The organism is Neokomagataea anthophila (assembly GCF_018122595.1).
GTDB lineage: Bacteria > Pseudomonadota > Alphaproteobacteria > Acetobacterales > Acetobacteraceae > Gluconobacter > Gluconobacter anthophilus.
The window spans coordinates 91,089-105,937 of record NZ_JAGRQH010000008.1; the positions used below are offsets into that span (position 1 = coordinate 91,089).

Consider the following 14,849-nt stretch of genomic DNA (forward strand, 5'->3'; position numbering starts at 1 on the left):
AGGAAAATTTTTGATGTATATTGCTATGAATCGTTTCAAAGTTTCTCTGGATTGTGAAGAGGCTTTTGAAAGTCGCTGGTTGAATCGTGAAGTACTTTTGAAAAAAGTTCCAGGTTTTGTCTCTTTCCAATTTTTAAAAGGACCACGTACTGAGAATTATACGCTGTATGTTTCTCATACTGTTTGGGAAAGTCATGATGCTTTTATGTTGTGGACACGTTCTGATCATTTTCGTCAAGCGCATGCTGCGGCAGGAGAAGGTAAAAAATTAACAATTAGTGCTCCTGTTTTTGAAGGTTTTTCAGTCCTTCAGAATATTGATGTTTAACCGAAAAGAAAATCTATCTGTAAATCTCACGCATCTTTATTGGGTGCGTGAGGCTAAGCGTAAATTATGGCGCAATGCGTTTTATGCAGCGCTATGTTTGATATGCTTATTTTTTTTATTTTTCTATTTTGGAAAATTTAATCAAAATTATATTGAGGGCAATCATAAAGAAAGATCTATTATGGTTGTTAGTAGTTATTCATATATTTTTGAAAAAAAAGATACAGAAAACCCCTTTCGCCCAAAAATGATTAGTATTGAAAATACTAATTTTATAATCCCTATTCCTAATATCAAAAATAATAATTCTATTAAACACCCCATGCATAAGCCTATGAATGAAAAAAAAGAAAGTAGTAAGGTTAGCGTACCATTAGAAAATTTTCGCTCACCGCCTAAAATCAGCAGGGCAGTAGCCACGAAAAAAAATGAATGGCAGAAATTGATAATGGAGCGTTTTAATAATTTTCGCTTATACCCTAATGAAGCACGCATAAATCATGATGAAGGTACAACTGTTCTATGTTTGAGTATTGATCGTAATGGTAACTTATTGAAGGTTATGATAGATCAAACATCTGGGTCATCTATTCTAGATGATGAGGCGTTACATTTGGCTTATCGTGTTGCTCCTCTTTATCCGCCACCTGAGAGTGTTGTCGGTGATCCTGTGGTCATTATGATTCCGGTTGATTTTCAATTGGATAATAATTGATATTATCATTTTTTAAAAATTGTTGGATTTTGTTTTTATTTTTCTCTTAAATCAGAGCTTATTTTTGTGAATATGTCTGTATTTTTCAGAAATAGTTGTTTTATTAGTTTATTGTATGCATGAGAAAAAGCAATTTGCCCTTGCTGTGGTTAATATTTTGGTAAAAACGGTATTTTCTCAATCGATATCTTTTTTATAACAATATCGATCTAACTGACACAACGCTGTCAGTTAGGGTGTGATAGCCATGTGGTTGTAAAAACGAACGAAAAAGGACATTTTGTATGGCCATCATTGAGCTTTCAACATTTAGCCTTAAACCTGAAATTGAGGAATCAACATTCCTTGAGGCTCTAGCTCAGAGTGATGCATGGTTAGCCCGTCAGCCGGGGTTTATTCGTCGTAGTTATGGTTGTGGCGAACTTGGTTGGGTTGATTATGTTGAATATGAAAGTTTGGAGAGTGCAAAAAGTATTAACCAGCGTTTTCTCAGTGCCTCTGAGGCGCAGGCTTTTATGGGTGCCATAGATTTTCCTACCGTAGAAATGCGCCACTTTGATCTGAAGTTATGAGCGATGCGCCGCGCCGATCGTCTTTTCGAAATACTGCAAATGTTGCGGGGAGGGCGGCTTAGAACGGCGAGTGAAATTGCTGAAGCGCTTGAGGTATCAACACGGACAATCTGGCGTGATGTCGCTGATTTACAGGCTCAGGGTGTGCCTGTCGCGGGAGAGCGTGGCGTCGGTTATGTGCTGCAAGAGGGCTATTTTCTGCCGCCTTTGGGTTTAACCGGGGAGGAAATGGAAGCATTACTCTGGGGGGTACATCTGGTGGGTTCTTTGGCGGATGATGCGTTGGCCCAAGCTGCACGTGAGCTTCAGGTAAAAATTCTTGCGGTTTCGCCAGAAGATAAAAGGTTGAATACGCCTACAATGGCTGCTTACCCAGCATCATCTATTAAAGCCGCAGGTGCTTTTATGGCTGTAATTCGTGATGCCATAAGGAAAAAACATAAGCTCTCTATTTCGTATCGCAGTTTAAAAGAAGAGGAAACGAACCGTGTGGTGAGACCGCTTAACTTGGAGTTTTGGGGGCAGGTTTGGACATTATCTGCGTGGTGCGAAGCGCGGTCAGATTTTCGTCTCTTCCGCTGTGACCGAATGATTGAGGTGACCATGCTTTTAGAGCGGTTTCGTGATGAGCCAGGTAAACGTTTTGCAGATCTTTTGGCGAAAGTCGATAAGGACAAGATCGTAGATACGTATTCTAAAACATAAACATTTTGGGGTTTCTGAGCCTTGAGGCAGGCCCAGAACAGTTTGGTTTCATAACAAATAAAAATGCATGAGGAAGAGAATGAAAGATAAGATTTTGGTTCTTGGTGCCAACGGTAATGTTGGTATTCACCTTGTGGAAGAGCTAGTAAAATCTGGTAAAAAAGTTAAAGCAGCATCACGGTCTGGGCGTAATGTATCTGGTGCTGAAGGAGTTATTTTTGATTATGAGAATAATGATAGTATTAAATATGCTCTTGAAGATGTTGGTGCCATGTATCTTATGGCCCCAACGGGTACAGTCAATGCATTTAATTTATTAAATCCTGTTGTTGATGCTGCTATTTTGCATCAAGTAAAGATTGTACTTCTGACTATGCTTGGAGCGGATGCCGATGAAGCTATTCCGTATCATCAGGTTGAAAGGGCAGTAAAGGGATCCGGTCTTCCTTATGTCATTCTGCGACCAAACTGGTTTGCAGATAATTTTCATTTTTTCTGGAAACCTGGCATCGATCAAGGTGTCATATCGGCTCCTGCTGGTAACGGGAAATCTAGTTTTATTGATGCGCGTGATATTGCAGCGAGTGCGGCTGCTGCATTGCTCTCAAACCGGTTTGATGGTCGGGAGTTTAATCTTACGGGACCAACAGCACTCGACTACGGAGAGGCCGCTGATATTGTTGGAGCGGTTCTTGGTAAGCCGGTACGCTATGAAGCGATCAGTGATGAAATTTATATTCAAGGATTGATGTCGGTAGGGGTGTCAGAGGAGCGTGCAAGTTTCCTTGCAGAGATCATGTATCCCGTTCGACAAAATTGGACAGCTGTTGTGACGAACGATGTGGCAGAGTTGACGGGGCAGGCACCACGTTCTTTTAGGGCTTATGCTCAGGATTATAAAGAGCAGTTAAGCGCATGAATAAAATCATAAAAATGAATAAGCAGGTTGTCGTAGTCATCGGTGCTGGGGGTATTGGGCAGGCTATTGCTCGACGTCAGTGCTTTGGTAAGGTTTTACTGCTTGCTGACTTCAATACTGAGGCTCTTGAACGAACGGCGTCAGGGCTGCGTGATGCTGGCTATATAGTAGAGACGCAGTCTGTGGATATAGCGTCACGGGAATCTGTAGAAGCTTTAGCAGTGAAGGCCGTCAGTCTTGGTGATGTTGTTCAAGTCGTAAACGCTGCTGGTGTCTCGCCCAATATGGCATCCGTGGAGCGTATTTTGGCGGTGGATCTTTATGGTGCGGCACTGGTTTTGGATGTTTTTGAGGGCGTTATTGCTCAAGGAGGTGCGGGCCTTCTTGTGTCGAGTATGGCTGGTCATATGCTGCCGCCCTTGTCCTCTCAGCAGGATCAAGATTTGGCATTTACATCTGTTGATGAGTTGCTGGGACTTCCTATGCTTGGTGCGGAATTCGTGCCGAATTCTGCAGCCGCTTATGGTTTAGCCAAGCGCGCAAATGCTCTACGGGTTAGGGCGGCAGCTGTATCGTGGGGTGCCAAAGGCGCGCGTGTAAACGCCATCAGTCCCGGCATTATAGTTACGCCACTTGCACAACATGAATTAAACTCGTCAGTCGGTGATATTTACCGCAAAATGGTGTCTTCTTCTCCCTCTGGCCGTATGGCGCCACCGGATGAAGTCGCTGCTGCTGCGGCCTACCTGCTCGGATCTGAAGCCAATTTTGTTACAGGCACAGATTTGCTCATTGATGGTGGGGTTGTTGCTGCAATATTCGCGGGGAAAATAGCGCTTCAGATGTAAAATCAATAGTCGTTGATTTTTCTGTGGCATAAATATTCATACATTTATTTTGTATGAATGTAATCGGCCAATATAGGTCAATAACTCAGTGTTTTGGAGAATTTACGTGGCTATTATACTTCCTAATGGTGGGGCAAATGACACGACAAAAACGTCATCAGATATCACTAATACGGTATCAGGCGTTACGTTCACTGTAACTAACACATCTAGCGGTCAGTTTATATTCACGCCTCCAGGTGGGGGTAATTTATATTTTTATGGCAGTTTAAAGAACAGTGGTGTTGTTTCTTATACCACTACAACAAATGCGGCCGGTGCGACGGTTCGTTTGGGCGATGGAAATAATACAACTTTATCTCAAAATGGTGGACAAATTATTGTTATCAACAATAATGCCGCTTCTGGTTCGACGATTTCGTTGGGATATAATTCAATATCGAATGATTCTCCAAGTATTATCGATTTTGAATTGTCGAGGGCTGCAACGGTTAACGCAACCTCTTTAGGTAAGTTTACCAATAATGGTACAGTTAAAATAGTTGATAATAGTGGCGGCGGTTTAACGTCAAACTGGGGAAATGGGTCTGATTATTTTATCAATAATGGATCTTTTTCTGTAGATAATTCTACCGCAACAAGTGGCGCAACTTTTAATTTGAACTTTAAAGGAATTAATAATTCTGGAAAGTTTAATTTAAATATTCCTCAAGCCTCTACCTCTATTGCGAACGTCGGATCGGGAGGATTTGTTAACACTGGAGTTTGGAAATACTCAGAACAAGGAAATGGTGGCGGTAATTTACAAATAAATGGTGGTAATAGTAATTATATTAATAACGGAGAAATTGATGTTATTAATGGACACCTTACTCTGGATAATGCTTTAGTTTCGAGTGGTGCAGAAACTGGACAGGTTAATTTATCGCAAGGTTCTACGGTTACGCTGAATGGTAATAACTCCGGTCAAGGTCAAGTTTTCAATTTTAACGGTGGAAATAATGTTCTTGATGTTGCCAATGGTCGTACCTTTGTGGGGGTTTTGCGAGGGTTTAGCCAAGGTGACCAATTTAATATTCATATACCAGGTACATTAAATTATAATCAATCAACGGGAATTTTAACTATCACCAATGCTGCAACCGTTTATAGTTTTGATGTTGGGCAAGGGTATACAGGTAAATTTTCAGACAGTACCAATGGAGTGGTAACTTATAATGGTGCAACGCCTTGCTTCCTACCTGGTACTATGATCCGCACTGGTGATACGGTACGGGCTATTGAGGAAATTAAGGTTGGTGATATGATCACCGTTTATGATAATGGGCACATACGCCAAGATTCCGTGACTTGGGTTGGTTCGACTACCTGTAAAGTTCGTCCAGAGATGACAGATGATGAATCTGGTTATCCTGTTCGTATTTTGAAAGATGCTATTTCAGACGGTGTACCATTTAAAGACCTGCTGGTGACGTCTGAACATTGCCTTTTTTTCGAAGGCTCTTTTGTTCCGGCACGTATGCTTGTGAATAATCGCTCTATTTTTTATGATAAGAGTTTCTTATCTTATGATTATTATCATGTAGAAACAGAAAATCATTCGGTCATTTTTGCAGATGGAGTAATGACTGAAAGCTATCTGGATACAGGACATCGTTCGTTATTTCATGATGGGAATATTTCGTTTATTGGCTATGCCCCTAAAAGCTGGGAAACGGATGCTTCGGCACCTTTAAATACAACTCCTCAAAATGTGGAGCCAATTTTTCGGTCTCTGGAACAAAAAGCTATTCATAATCAATTGGATATAAAAAATAATCCTATTACAGTTACGCAAGATCCTGCTGTTGTTTTGTTGACAGATAATGGGGTTACTCTGCAGTCTATCCGTGAAGTAGATGAATATGTTGTCTTTATGCTTCCTAAAGAAGCGCAGGCGGTGCGTATTCTTTCTCGATCTTCACGACCATGCGATACGATTGGTCCATTTTGGGACGATCGGCGTTCTTTCGGTGTAGGTATTAGTGATATTTTTATTTTTGAATGGAATCAAAAAACAAATATTACGACACATTTGGATAACAATACTCTTGAAGGGTGGCATGACTGTGATGCGGGGGCGCACCAGCGCTGGACAACAGGCAATGCATTTTTGCCTTTGCAGCGTGGTAAAGCAGAAGATCATGCGCTGCTCATTTTGAGAGTTCAGGCTACGGATTATGTAATTGAAGACGCTTGTTCGGATCTCCGTAAACAAGCTTAATATATCTTTTGACCCTCTCTTATTCTAAATAAGAGAGGGTCAATTAAAAATTAATATTGTATCAATTTTTTATTTACCATATCCATCCGTTAAAGTTTTAAGAAAAGAAATAATATCGTTTATTTCTTTGTCGCTCAGGGTGGGAGGAGCTCCTAGTTTTTGTGTGGCGAAAGGCATGTCTTCACGGTCGACTGTTATGGCATTTTGTGGATGAGAATTTTTTCCATACCAACGGCTTGGGTCTGTATCTCGTGTGGCATAAAAAATAACGACATCGCGTAAAGTTCGTACGGAGCCATTATGAAAAAATCGGTGACGTGTTGCGGTATTTCGTAAACTAGGTGTCATAAACATTCCGCAATAATGCGCGTTGGATGAATTATGAGCAGGTAAAAAGTCTGTGCGGAGAGGGCCGCAAAGTCCCTCATCGGGGTAAGGAAAAAAAGCGTCTTGAGGCATTGTAGGAACGCCAATATTACGAAAAAAGAAATCTGAAAATTGAGAGACAGAGGTTCCATTGTGTAAACCGGGTCCAACTCCAGCCGTATGGCAGGAAGAGCAGTTTGCTTTTCCTGCGTCGTTAAATAAAGCCATGCCATGTTTTTCTGCGGGTGTTAGATTAATTTTGCCATTAACATACTGGTCATATTTGCTGTCATAAGGATGAAAAGATATGTCTTCGTGTTGGTAGGCCCCCAAGGCGATGCCTGTTGCCTTTAAAAGATTGTCAGGTGAGGCTACTGCTGCTTTGCCAAAGACATGCTGGAAGCGAACGAATAGATCGGCTTGAGAATGAACACGTGCAGCAAAAGCCGTAGCATTTATATTGGCCATTTCATAAGGTGAAAGAAGTGGCATGACTGATTGCGCTTCTATTGAAGGCATACGACCATCCCAGTCATGTCCCCCTCCGGGCGCGGAGGCCGAACCATCTGGGTTTGCTAGGTCGATTGCAAAATCAGGAATTTCATTTTTGTACGTTAAGCTGGGAACAGCGCGCAGACCGCGCTGGCGAAGGGTGGGGCCGCCGAGAGCAACGGCTAGGTCGTTGCTCGGTGCATAGTGATTTTTGGGGTCATGACAGCTTGCACAGGACTGCCGGCCGGAGGCCGACAATCCTGTATTTGTAAAAAGGTCTCTGCCCAAAGATGCTTGGGGGGAGAGAGGCGCGCTTTGAGCTATCGTGGTGGGTGCTGTGAGGATAATTGCAGTCAAACACGTAGCGGATGTGATGTGGCGGAGACGTTGATACATGGCGGTAGCGTCAATATCCATGCTCTAACTGTAGCAGCGGCGTCATTGGGACGACCGGAGTTTGGACATAACGTTTGTCTTTTGGTTGTTCCGCTACGTTATCTGCTGCGTGGCCGATATGTTCAGAAATTCCGAATGTATCTTCAAGTGTGCGTAATAAAGCATAATGATTGTAGGGGGTTGGGTCTTGTATGCCCCTCCGGCCGTGATTGGTAATAACGATAAGGGGGGTACGGCCGCCGCCTTGATTTACAACTCCTTTATGGGGTTGTCCGGGTAATACCGGAATGTAACCGCAGCAACCTTGAATGCCGGCCCCCCGGAATCATCTTCATCATAAAGGATAATGATGGCGGCATTACGTCGTGAGCGCCACAGGGGAGAGGCTTGTATATGGTCAACGAGAGATTGAACATAATTATCGCCAGATGTCAGCAGCGGTGATGGACCGTAGCCTTTGCCTATGCATTGCTGGTGTTGAAGCATGGGGCCTGAGGGGCCATGATCGTCGTGGCATTGATCTGGTACGAAATAGGCAAAACGTGGCAGGCGATCATGGGTAAGGTCGTTGAAGAAAGCGGTTTCAGTTCGGTTATGTTCTAGGAAGCCGAGTTTACCACGAATGTCATCAAAGTTATCAGCTGGGTTGTGTTTTGAAGCATATAGTCCACGAATATCGGCGCTTTCATCGTCTGGTGCTGGGAAGGTTGGAGTTTGCGGAATAGTTGCACCTGTTTTGGGGTCAGTCGGTACGCTCTGGAGATACATTGACCAAGAAATGTGTGCTTGATTGAGTTGTGCAAAAAAATTGGGAACCGTGAAATGGTGCGCTACGTAAGGTTTGACTTTTTTGATCCCTGCGCATGCGCGATCATGTGGTGCCGTGTCTGGAAGGCCGTTGACCAGCGCAGCACCGCCTGTGGCTTGGGTACCATCAGCCTGACAGTACCAAGGGTCGTCATCTAAAATGCCCTCTTGGTTTCCGGCCATTAGAGAGATGTAGTTTGGTTCACTTGGGTGAGTAACGCTGTAATACTGTGTGGCCACATTATAGCGTGCTGCGAGGGCTGTCATGTGGGGGGAGGAGGCTGGCTGGGCGCCGATGATTTCGTCGTACTGACGGTTTTCCATCTCAATGAGGATAACGGTGTCGTAGCGGGGAACATTTTCTAGGCGAACGTTTTTATGCGAGGTCGTAGGAGAGGCGAAGGCCGGTGTGAGGGTGCCGAGTACTGTTGTAGCGGCAAGAGCAAGAAAAAGACGCATGATACTGGGATGTTCCTGTTGAAACAGAATGTGCAAGTGCACGGTCGAATATGTTTCTAATCAGGGTGATTGCGTGTGTGCGTGTTTTCTGGATGACGATTTTATGACTTTATTGCGAGATTTTCATACAGATTTTTCTATTGGTTGAAGGGTAGTGGAAGGAAAATGAATGCAAACTCGTGTTCCTGGATTATTATCGGTTAAAAATAAAATTGCGCCGTGTCGTGTTGCAATTGCTTGAGCAAGGCTAAGGCCTAGGCCGTTTCCGGGTGTAGTACGACTGGCTTCGAGGCGTACAAAGCGTTCGAGTACACGCGTTCGTTCGTTTTCTGGAATGCCGGGTCCATTATCGGTAATATTAATTTCATGGTGTGTTTTCGTGGATTGAACAGAAAGACGTATTTTTGTGCCTATGGGGGTATGTAGTGTTGCGTTTTCAATTATATTTGATAGCATTTGTTGTAAAAGAATGGGGTCACCTTCAATAAATGCAGGATCGAGCGCCTCAATAATTAAGGTTTGTTGGCGTGTTTCTATATAAGCACCGTACAAGCTAGCAATTTTCCTAATCGCGTCTGGTAAAAAAACTCTTCTATCTCCACTTCGTGTTGTATCAGCTTGAAGTTCGGAGATGCGCAGTAGAGATGAAAAGATAGACAGAGCATCATCAAGGTCCGCAAGTAGGACATCCAGTTCGGCAGTGCGGTCGAAATTTTTTTCGTGATTTTGTTCTGTGTTGCGTAACGCAATGAGACGATGGCGTAGTCTTGCTAGCGGGCGGCGCATATCGTGGGCAATATCATTTGAAACCTGTTGTAGGTTAGCAAATAGTGTTTCGATTTTTGCGACCATTCGATTAATGTCTCGAGCGAGGCGATCGAGTTCATCTCCTGTACCACGCAGGGGGACGCGGCAAGTGAAATCACCCTCCATAATTTGGCTAGTTACAACGGTAATGGCGTCAATTCGTGCTTGGACGCGGTACCCGAGTAAGAAGCCAGCAGAAATGCCAATCACAACGAATGCTAATGCTCCAGCCTCTCCAATCTGAAAAAAACCGTGGCGGAGGCGGTTCACGGCAGATGCATCAACGCCGACATATAAGTATCCGCCATCATCTAATATTGTCCCTATTCCGGCTAGAGGCGCATGATGATTTTTAGGGCGTGCTGCGGTATGGGGCCAACTCAGTACCCTTTTTCCAGGGACTGGTTTGAGGTGGGTGATGGTACCTGCAAGATGCTCATTTTTAGCATTTTCGAGAAAATACAGAAAACTGGGGTTTGTTTTTTGCATACTAGCGACGAGCGGGGCGAGGTGCGCTGTATCATGAGATATTGAGGAATCAAGCAATTCAGCCATTTCGTTGGCGCTAATTGCATGGAGTTGTTCTGTGAGTAGTCTTTCGCCTTGCCATTCGACAATTGACAGGATGATGCCTCCTAATAGAATGAACAGGGCTGCAAAAAGTGCAGCAATCTCGAATGATGATGTGCACACAATAGGACTTAAACGGCGTTTTGCCGTACGAAATAACAAGAATTTCATGACAATTTTCGTGTCGTTTCCAAAGAGTTGTCGGGGCCGAGGCTTAGATTTCTCATACCGAAGTATGGAAGCTGACTGAAGGTGTCATTGAGTGCATTATAATGAAGGAAGGCGTTGTGGTCATGATACAAAATGTCGGCGACCAGTTGGCAGAGGTTAGCAGCTTTACGCCGCATATTTTGATTGTGGAAGATGATCCAGATATGGCGGCTTTCGTATCAAATGAATGTATCCGGGCCGGAATGAAACCTGTTATTGCACCAGATGGTGAGACTGCCGAGGTATTAGGAATGGCCAGATCTTGGGATTTGGTGATTTTAGACCGGAGGTTGCCTGGACGTTGCGGGCTTGACGTGTTGCATGATTTGCGACGGAAGGGGATTCAGGTTCCAATTTTATTTTTAACAACGATGGATGGCATTGCAAGTCGTGTCGAAGGATTGCGTGCTGGTGCTGATGATTATGTGATTAAGCCCTTTGCTCCTGCGGAATTGATGGCCCGTATTAATGTCTTGTTACGGCGTATCGATAGGACAGATGAAGCGGTAGCGATTACAGTAGGAGCTCTACGCCTTGACCTTTTGACACGCACAGTTAGCCGGAATGGTATGCTTTTGCGGCTTCAGTCTCAGGAGTTTCAAGTATTGGTTCAATTTATGCGGCATCCAGGGATGACGCTTAGCCATGCGATGCTGTTTGAAACGATATGGGGGATTGATTTTCCAGTGAATGCTAACCTTTTGGCCGCTCATATAAGTCGGTTACGTGAAAGAATTGGACAACATAGCGGTGTCAGAATTGTAACGCTTCGTGGTGTTGGATATCGACTTGAGGTTGAATATTGATTTTTTGAAGTGGTATTTCTTTTATAAATTTCTATTCATTTTTTCATCGTCTTATCATTAAGCCTTCACACCTAAAATGATGGTTTTCCTCTAGAAAAAACGGCGTTGGCGTAGTTCGTTTTTTTAATTTGCGTCAATACATAATGTATTGGGGGAATTTGGAATGAAAATTTTGGTGTATCGTAATATATACCCTATCTTTTTTCATAAAATATTTCCTCAATTATTGTTGTAATAATTTTTATTGTTAATTGATTGTTTTCATTAAAAATAAAATCGAAAGAATGTAAATTTATGCTGTATTATTTCTCTTCATTGAGGTTTTTATTGTTATCAGCAGTCATTATGCCGAGTGTAGCTTTTGCAGCTGCACACCATAAATCTTCGGAAGTCAAAATTAAAGTTCATGACAAATCTGCTCCTGCAAATGAAAAAATTGAGGTGCGATCACAGCTGCACCGTTCAACTGGAACTATAGAGCAGGCGCGTAGTGAGCAGAAAGCGGCCCTTAATATAGTAAATGTACTGCCCCAATCACAGATTGGTAAACTGCCTGATATTAATGTCGGTGATGCTTTGCGTCGTCTGCCTGGTGTCTCTGTTTCTAATGCGGGTGGTGAAACGCGGTATTTTGAAATACGTGGCCTTGGTCCGACTTTGAATGGCGTGACGTTTGAAAACGTTCAGGTCGTAGCCGGTAGTATAGGACAAGGTGGACGTGCTGTGCCAGTTGATGCCTTTCCGGCTGGAATTGTTGGGGGCATTGAACTCTTTAAAACGCAACGCCCTGACCTTCCCGCAGATGCTTTGGGGGGGCAGGTTAACTTGCAGTTGCGAGATATGCCGGCCGATGGCAAATCTTATTTACATGTACATATGGCTAGCGGTTTTTATCAAAACCATATGACAAACGTGTATAATGGTACGATCGACGGTGGATTTCGTTTCAATTTATCGCACGATCCGTTTGGAGGGAGGGCACAAGATAAACTGTTTTATTTGATCGCATGGGCGACAGCTCAGAGCGACTGGCGTTATCTTGATGATACGCAGCCTGCCTTTTCTAATGGTTCGACACCACGCAATGCTCTGTCCCAGGTTTCGGAAGGCATTTATGCTAATCACCGTGTGCATTGGGGATATGGAGGCGTTCTTGGGTGGGACATAAATACAGATAATCATCTGTATTTTAAAGCATCTGATGGTGGTTATGATACATCCGGGTTACGGTATCAGCAGGTTTATAATATCTCTTCAAATTATGCCGGTGCAGCAACGGGAAATTATGCTGGTGCGGCGTCTCTTTCACAAGCTACTCGAGATTTATTCACACGTTCTGAAAACCGTTTTTTTAAGTTTGGTGGAACGTCTAGTACAAAATTTGGTACTTTTGAGTATTGGGGCGCTTACAATAGCAATTTTGTTTTTACTCCCTATCAATATGGCTCGACCTTTACCCGCGGGGGAAGTGTTCCTGTTATTGTGCATGATGCTAATACAGGACTGCCGACCGTCGGGATCACTAATGGAGTTAATCCAAATGATTATAGCCCGTATCGGTTGTCTGGTGTAAATTTCTATCATCAAAATGATATGGACAGTGCATGGGATGGGCATGTCGGGTGGAAAGCGCCGCTTGATTTCGGTCCATTGCATGGCGAGGTGCGAACGGGTGGTGGTATTCGTATGCGCGCCGCGACTAATAACGATATTACGACTGTTTATACTAATCTCCCCATGATTTATGCAGGAAATATTGCAGGAAGTCAGTCGTATAGTACGTTTGGTGGGCTTTATAATTTAGGGTATCCTGTTGGTAGTGAGGCAATCCGTAGATTAGTTAACAATGGTTCTATTACTCCGAACGTTGCAGCAAATTATTTAACCAATTCAGGGAGTCTACTCGCTGATAATGAGAATATTTATAACGGTTATGCTGAGTATGCCGCACATTGGGGAAAGCTTGGTATATTAAGCGGCGTTCGTATTGAGAAGACGGACGGAATTTATAAGGGAAATACGGTTACACAGGGGAAGGGGGGAGTTCAGGTTACTCCCAACCATGTTGGGCAAGAATATACAAATTTTTTTCCGACAGTTCAGTTTCGTTACGAAATTACAAAAAATCTTTTGGCACGTGCAGGCTGGGCTACCGCTATTGCACGTCCGGGGTTTAATCAGATTACTGCGGCAACGTCAGTTAATTTGTCTACGCCTTCCATCGCTCGCGGTAATCCTGCTCTGAAACCGACGACAGGCAATAGCTTTGATGCGGATGTGGAGTATTATTTACCTGAGGGAGGTATTGCTTCTGTCGGAGTGTTCGATAAAGAATTTCGGAACTATATTGTATCGACAACTCAATATGTCTCCTATCCTGGTATCGCAGTACTTATTCCTTCCTCAACATATGCTAACCTTCCATATGGTAGTGCTCGTGGAATTGAATTAAATTACCGTCAGACTCTAAATTTTCTTCCTGGTGTGTTTAAGCATCTCGGCATTCAAGGCAATTGGACATACGTTAAGACGCGTGGCCCCAATCGTCCTGGTGCACAGGAAGGATTACCATATACAACACCGCATACGTTTAATTTTGGCCTTTTCTACCATCATGGTCCACTCGATTTGACTTTTGATGGTAATTATCAAGGTACACAGATGCAGTCTCTTGGAACAACACCGGGACTGGATGTGTATCAGCAGCGTTTTATGACGCTCGATATGGGCGGTAGTTACGCTATCACGAAATTTCTTAGCGCGAATGTGCAGGTTCGCAACCTGACCAATGCAGCAGTTCTTACAACGCAAGGAGCTGAGCATTGGCGCGTGACGGAATATCAGGCTTTTGGTCGTGAATTCCTTTTTGGTCTCGACGCAAAGCTTTGATCTTTTTTAGTGGAGTTAAAAATGAAGCCTTTATTTATTGTTACAGTTGCCTCTTTGGCTTGCGTATTTTCGACAGCAGTAGCTGCAACGCCTGCGAAATTTATTTCGGTTAATGCACCGAATGCGCAGAAACTTGTGAGTAGTGTAGCTGCGACACATCCGGAAGCAAAACTACTTTGTCTTCATGCTGATGTTCCATCTGCAAAGGTTAATGCAATTATTGGTAGCAATGATTTGGCACGATTGGGAAAGGTCTCCAGCCCGCACGACCTTGAGGTTATTGGAAAACCTGCACTTGTTACTGAACGTGCAGATAAAAAAGGTGTGTATGAGATGAAGTTGCCAGTGAACGATCGAGATGGACGTGTCGTGGGCATGATGGTGGAGCAGATTGCAGTCTCAGATGCTAAAAATGAAGTAGATGCGCTTGCTAAGGCTGTTGCCGTACGCGGTGAAATTGAGCAAGGTATTCTCAATACGGCATGGCTTTTCCATAAATCATAAATAAGTTTATTTGTATTGCTTGGTAATTTTAATTAATAATCAAGCAATACAAATTTTTATTATGAATAATTTTTAAAAAATAAAGTAATTATATTATATATGGCATAATTTTTAATTTTATATTGTGATTAATTCTCCTGACGTGCTCCCCGGAAATGTATCCATTTTAAAGTAGATTCCGTTGGATAAGGAA

Annotated in this window: 13 protein-coding genes; 10 read left to right on the forward strand and 3 right to left on the reverse strand. The window is 43.3% G+C overall.

Annotated elements, in window-relative coordinates; genetic code table 11:
* Positions 1–13 precede the first annotated feature (13 nt).
* The 7 genes from KB213_RS10310 (at position 14) to KB213_RS10340 (ending at position 6,350) form a co-directional block, all read left to right on the forward strand.
* Positions 14–328 (forward strand): antibiotic biosynthesis monooxygenase family protein, encoded by a 315-nt coding sequence (locus tag KB213_RS10310; RefSeq protein ID WP_211682888.1) that lies wholly within the window; start codon positions 14–16, stop codon positions 326–328.
* Positions 321–1,043, forward strand: coding sequence for an energy transducer TonB (locus KB213_RS10315; RefSeq protein WP_211682838.1), 723 nt, complete (start codon positions 321–323; stop codon positions 1,041–1,043). The genes KB213_RS10310 and KB213_RS10315 overlap by 8 nt, the downstream gene beginning before the upstream one ends.
* Before the next feature lie 284 nt (positions 1,044–1,327).
* The gene (locus KB213_RS10320) at positions 1,328–1,615 is read left to right on the forward strand and encodes a hypothetical protein (protein WP_211682840.1); all 288 of its coding nucleotides are present in this window, start codon (positions 1,328–1,330) and stop codon (positions 1,613–1,615) included.
* 3 nt (positions 1,616–1,618) lie between these two features.
* On the forward strand, positions 1,619–2,320 hold the full coding sequence (locus tag KB213_RS10325; RefSeq protein ID WP_211682842.1) for a helix-turn-helix transcriptional regulator: 702 nt from the start codon (positions 1,619–1,621) through the stop codon (positions 2,318–2,320).
* 79 nt (positions 2,321–2,399) lie between these two features.
* Positions 2,400–3,239, forward strand: coding sequence for an SDR family oxidoreductase (locus tag KB213_RS10330; RefSeq protein ID WP_211682844.1), 840 nt, complete (start codon positions 2,400–2,402; stop codon positions 3,237–3,239).
* Positions 3,236–4,087, forward strand: coding sequence for an SDR family oxidoreductase (locus KB213_RS10335; RefSeq protein WP_211682846.1), 852 nt, complete (start codon positions 3,236–3,238; stop codon positions 4,085–4,087). The genes KB213_RS10330 and KB213_RS10335 overlap by 4 nt, the downstream gene beginning before the upstream one ends.
* Before the next feature lie 106 nt (positions 4,088–4,193).
* Positions 4,194–6,350, forward strand: a complete 2,157-nt coding sequence (locus tag KB213_RS10340) for a Hint domain-containing protein (RefSeq protein ID WP_211682848.1) — start codon at positions 4,194–4,196, stop codon at positions 6,348–6,350.
* 69 nt (positions 6,351–6,419) lie between these two features.
* Here the strand turns inward: KB213_RS10340 and KB213_RS10345 are convergent, their stop codons facing one another.
* The 3 genes from KB213_RS10345 to KB213_RS10355 form a co-directional block, all read right to left on the reverse strand.
* On the reverse strand, positions 6,420–7,565 hold the full coding sequence (locus KB213_RS10345) for a cytochrome-c peroxidase (protein WP_211682851.1): 1,146 nt from the start codon (positions 7,563–7,565) through the stop codon (positions 6,420–6,422).
* 288 nt (positions 7,566–7,853) lie between these two features.
* The gene (locus KB213_RS10350; protein WP_211682853.1) at positions 7,854–8,870 is read right to left on the reverse strand and encodes an alkaline phosphatase family protein; all 1,017 of its coding nucleotides are present in this window, start codon (positions 8,868–8,870) and stop codon (positions 7,854–7,856) included.
* 123 nt (positions 8,871–8,993) lie between these two features.
* A complete protein-coding gene (locus tag KB213_RS10355) occupies positions 8,994–10,418 on the reverse strand; it encodes a sensor histidine kinase (protein ID WP_211682855.1) in 1,425 nt (474 codons plus the stop codon).
* A 122-nt stretch (positions 10,419–10,540) separates the two neighbouring features.
* Here KB213_RS10355 and KB213_RS10360 point away from each other — a divergent pair, with 122 nt between their 5' ends.
* The 3 genes from KB213_RS10360 to KB213_RS10370 all read left to right on the forward strand — a co-directional run bounded on the left by KB213_RS10360 (position 10,541) and on the right by KB213_RS10370 (position 14,656).
* Positions 10,541–11,263: a response regulator transcription factor gene (locus KB213_RS10360; protein WP_211682857.1), complete on the forward strand. Its 723-nt coding sequence runs from the start codon at positions 10,541–10,543 to the stop codon at positions 11,261–11,263.
* Between the two features lie 294 nt (positions 11,264–11,557).
* The gene (locus tag KB213_RS10365; RefSeq protein ID WP_211682859.1) at positions 11,558–14,152 is read left to right on the forward strand and encodes a TonB-dependent receptor; all 2,595 of its coding nucleotides are present in this window, start codon (positions 11,558–11,560) and stop codon (positions 14,150–14,152) included.
* 21 nt (positions 14,153–14,173) lie between these two features.
* Positions 14,174–14,656 (forward strand): hypothetical protein, encoded by a 483-nt coding sequence (locus KB213_RS10370; RefSeq protein ID WP_211682861.1) that lies wholly within the window; start codon positions 14,174–14,176, stop codon positions 14,654–14,656.
* Positions 14,657–14,849: the final 193 nt, after the last annotated feature.

Excerpts from the sequence above, each read along its gene's own strand:
- KB213_RS10350 (WP_211682853.1), bottom strand. The coding sequence starts at position 8,870 with ATGCGTCTTTTTCTTGCTCTTGCCGCTACAACAGTACTCGGCACCCTC.
- KB213_RS10315 (WP_211682838.1), top strand. The coding sequence starts at position 321 with ATGTTTAACCGAAAAGAAAATCTATCTGTAAATCTCACGCATCTTTAT.
- KB213_RS10370 (WP_211682861.1), top strand. The coding sequence starts at position 14,174 with ATGAAGCCTTTATTTATTGTTACAGTTGCCTCTTTGGCTTGCGTATTT.
- KB213_RS10355 (WP_211682855.1), bottom strand. The coding sequence starts at position 10,418 with ATGAAATTCTTGTTATTTCGTACGGCAAAACGCCGTTTAAGTCCTATT.
- KB213_RS10335 (WP_211682846.1), top strand. The coding sequence starts at position 3,236 with ATGAATAAAATCATAAAAATGAATAAGCAGGTTGTCGTAGTCATCGGT.
- KB213_RS10310 (WP_211682888.1), top strand. The coding sequence starts at position 14 with ATGTATATTGCTATGAATCGTTTCAAAGTTTCTCTGGATTGTGAAGAG.
- KB213_RS10325 (WP_211682842.1), top strand. The coding sequence starts at position 1,619 with ATGCGCCGCGCCGATCGTCTTTTCGAAATACTGCAAATGTTGCGGGGA.
- KB213_RS10365 (WP_211682859.1), top strand. The coding sequence starts at position 11,558 with ATGCTGTATTATTTCTCTTCATTGAGGTTTTTATTGTTATCAGCAGTC.
- KB213_RS10320 (WP_211682840.1), top strand. The coding sequence starts at position 1,328 with ATGGCCATCATTGAGCTTTCAACATTTAGCCTTAAACCTGAAATTGAG.
- KB213_RS10360 (WP_211682857.1), top strand. The coding sequence starts at position 10,541 with ATGATACAAAATGTCGGCGACCAGTTGGCAGAGGTTAGCAGCTTTACG.
- KB213_RS10330 (WP_211682844.1), top strand. The coding sequence starts at position 2,400 with ATGAAAGATAAGATTTTGGTTCTTGGTGCCAACGGTAATGTTGGTATT.